Origin of the sequence: Stenotrophomonas sp. 2YAF22 (assembly GCF_052114665.1) — a bacterium.
GTDB classification, from domain to species: domain Bacteria; phylum Pseudomonadota; class Gammaproteobacteria; order Xanthomonadales; family Xanthomonadaceae; genus Stenotrophomonas; species Stenotrophomonas indicatrix.
On the sequence record NZ_JBFRFE010000533.1, the window covers coordinates 1 to 3092 of the forward strand.

Here is a 3092-nt window from a genome sequence, read left to right on the forward strand (position 1 = left end):
GCGCAACTGCAGGGCCTGCAGCTGCGCGCGGCCTGACGCATCGATCACCCGCGCCTACGCAGTCCTTCCGGAAGCTTCGGCACCTCGCCATGGGGCAGCGCGCGGAAGGGCGCCAGCAGTTGTGCGGAATACGCCTGCGGATAGTCCGGCTGGCTGCCGATGCCCAGATCACGCTGCCGCAACCGATAGCCCGGTGCATCAAACGCGGTCCCCAGCAGGTGGTCCCACACGGTGAAAAACAAACCGAAATTGACATCACCTGCGGTGCCATAGCGGATGTGGTGGAAGCGGTGCAGCGGTGCCCATGCCATCACCCGGCCCAACACTGCCGGGCGCATGTCCACGTTGGAGTGCTGCAGCAGCAGCTGGATCGCGATGGCAAACGCCAGCACCGCGGCCACCGGCATCGGCATGCCCAACAGCAGCAGCGGCAGTACGCCGCCCACCGCTTCGGCGGCCTGGTGCAGTGGGTGTTTCATCAAACCATTGAAGCCATACATGCGGGTCACGCTGTGATGCACCGCATGCAACCGCCACAACCAGCCGATGCGATGGCTGGCGTAATGCACCAGGGTGATGCCAAGGTCAGCCGCGATGATCGCCACCAGCACCTGCAGCGCGAATGGCCACTGCGTCGGCCATACGTGCCAGGGCACGATTGCCGCCAGCAGCGGCACCGTGGCGATCGACAGCAGGTTCAGGCTTTCATTGACCAGCGCATGCAGGACATCGCGCAGGCGGTCACCCTGGTCATGGTTGAACGCCGGATCGTATGGCCATATCCGCTCGGCAGCGAACGACACCGCGATGGCGACAGCCAGCAAGGCAAGCAGCCACAATGGGTCACCGTGATGGTAACCGACCCATACGATGGCGGCAGTGACAAGACCCAGCAGGAACAACGGGGCATACAGGCGGAGCATCCAGTGCTTCATGGGCAACCCGGGAAGTGAGAGGCCTGCATGTTGGCGGGGCGTACAGACTGTCGACTTGAACAAACGGCGCAACACCCCGCGTCGTCCATCCACGCATGGCGTGGATCTACAATGACGACCTCATCGCGGCCGGGACCGGCATGGACTCCTTCACCTTGATGCGCGCCTTCCGCCGCATCGTCGAACGCGGCAGCCTGGCCCGCGCCGCCGAAGACCTGGGCCTGTCGCCAGCCGGGCTGAGCAAGCAGCTGCGCACGCTGGAAACGCACCTGGGCGTAGTACTGCTGCAGCGGACCACCCGCCGCATGAGCCTGACCGAGACCGGCCATGCCTATTACCGCGAATGCAGCCGCCTGCTCGATGAGCTGGACGCACTGGAGCGCGGCATYGCCCAGCAGCGCGGCGAAGTAAGCGGACGTCTGCGCGTCAATGCACCGCAGTCATTCGCGCTGAGCACGCTGTCGCCATTGCTGCCACGCTTCCTGCAGCAGCATCCGCAGCTTGCACTGGACCTGGTGATGGAAGACCGTCTGCTTGATGCGGTTGGCGAAGGGTTCGATGTATCCCTGCGCATCCGCGCCGAACTGGAAGATTCGCGGCTGGTCGCACGCCGCCTGGCTTCGCTGCAGCAGGTGCTGTGCGCGGCACCATCCTATCTGCAGCAGCATCCGGCACCGCAGGTGGTGGAAGAACTGCAGGCGCACAGCGTGCTTGGCTACAGCCTGTCCGATTCACCCGGCAGCTGGCCGCTGCTCGGCCCCGATGGCCAGGTCACGGTGACCCTGCCGACACGGGTCACCGCCAACAACAGTCTGCTGCTGCGTGACCTGCTGGTCGCCGGCCTCGGTATCGGTGCGCTGCCCTCGTTCCTGGCCGCACCGGCACTGGCCAGCGGCGAACTGCAGCAGGTGCTGCCCGACCATCGCTATCCGCCGCGGTTCGTCTACGCGGTCTACCCCACCGCGCGCCACCTGCAAGCGAAGGTACGCGCCTTCATCGATTTCCTGCACGCCGAACTGCCCGCCTGCGCCGGGTTGGATTCGTAACCGCCAGCGAAAACTGAGCTGCCCGCCGCGTGCTGTTTCGGCCCGGCGCCACTGCCTACTCTGCCGCCTCCCCTCTCACGGACGGCAGGCCGATGATCGCCTCTCCTTCGCTGACCACCACTGCACCGGTGGTCGATTTCTTTCATGACGTGGTCTGCGGCTGGTGCTTCGTGCTGGCCCCGCGTCTGCAGCAGGTCTCGGTCGAACTTGGCATCCAGGTCCGCCACCGCAGCTTCGTGCTGCAGGACTCGCGCGAACAGATGATCGAGGTATTCGGCTCGATGCCGCGTGCCAAGGCCATCATCCTGCGCCACTGGGCCGACTGCGCCGCGCATGACGACAGCGCGCGCATCGACATCGAAGGCATGCGTGCCCAGGACTTCGAGTATCCCTCCGGCTGGCTCGGTGCGCTGGCCTGCCAAGCCGCCAGCATGCTCGGCGGCAATGCCGCACACGGCGCGATGTTCGATGCCGTGCAGTGGGCGCACCTGCACCAGCACCGCAACGTCGGTGACGTCGAGGTGCTGCTGGACATCGCCGAACAGCTGGGGCATCGACGTGGCGTCTTCGCCGACCGGATGCACAGCGATGAGGTGCGCCAGCGCGTGCAGGCCGACCGCGCTGAAGCTGCCGCGCTCGGCATCCGCTCCATTCCCACCGTCATCACCGGCAACGGCCTGCGCCTGCAGACCCTGCCGCTGCCGCAACTGCGCCAGGCCCTGGCGCCGCTGGTCGCGGCCTGAGCCGCACCGTTCCCCCACCCTCAAGGAGATTCCCATGACCCCACGTACCCTGGGCACCGCACTGGCCCTGCTGCTGGCCGGCGCCGCGGCTTCCACCACCGTGTCCGCGCACGAACGCGCTCCCTCCGGCCAGCAGGTCGGGACCAGCCCCTGGGGGCCGAAGGACGAGATCGGCCGCCTCAACCTGATCACCGAGGCCTCGCGCGCGGCGATCCTGTCGCGGGTCAGCGGCGGCAAGGCCTATGACCTGGCTACCGAGTACTACGTTGGCATGCCCAGCTGGCAGGACGCCGGCGACCCGCACTACCAGTTCTGGATGACCCACACCCCGCGCGGCACGGTGATGGACGACCCGATGGGCGTAGGCG

At 66.7% G+C, this 3092-nt stretch carries 3 protein-coding genes and 1 pseudogene; 3 read left to right on the top strand and 1 reads right to left on the bottom strand.

Features of this window, described 5'->3' with window-relative positions:
- Positions 1–44: 44 nt before the first annotated feature.
- Positions 45–923, bottom strand: a complete 879-nt coding sequence (locus tag AB4Y84_RS17700) for a sterol desaturase family protein (RefSeq protein WP_428704992.1) — start codon at positions 921–923, stop codon at positions 45–47.
- A gap of 107 nt (positions 924–1030) precedes the next feature.
- Between AB4Y84_RS17700 and AB4Y84_RS17705 the strand changes: the two genes are divergently transcribed.
- The 3 genes and pseudogenes from AB4Y84_RS17705 to AB4Y84_RS17715 all read left to right on the top strand — a co-directional run.
- Entirely contained in the window at positions 1031–1981 is a 951-nt protein-coding gene (locus tag AB4Y84_RS17705; RefSeq protein WP_428704993.1) for a LysR family transcriptional regulator, read from the top strand.
- Between the two features lie 92 nt (positions 1982–2073).
- Complete coding sequence (locus tag AB4Y84_RS17710) at positions 2074–2724, top strand: DsbA family oxidoreductase (RefSeq protein WP_442244556.1); 651 nt, start codon at positions 2074–2076, stop codon at positions 2722–2724.
- Between the two features lie 34 nt (positions 2725–2758).
- Positions 2759–3092 (top strand): annotated as a pseudogene (locus AB4Y84_RS17715) (cyclase family protein); the annotation flags it as partial.

Coding starts and splice junctions, on each gene's coding strand:
- AB4Y84_RS17710 (WP_442244556.1), top strand. CDS start 2,074: ATGATCGCCTCTCCTTCGCTGACCACCACTGCACCGGTGGTCGATTTC.
- AB4Y84_RS17700 (WP_428704992.1), bottom strand. CDS start 923: ATGCTCCGCCTGTATGCCCCGTTGTTCCTGCTGGGTCTTGTCACTGCC.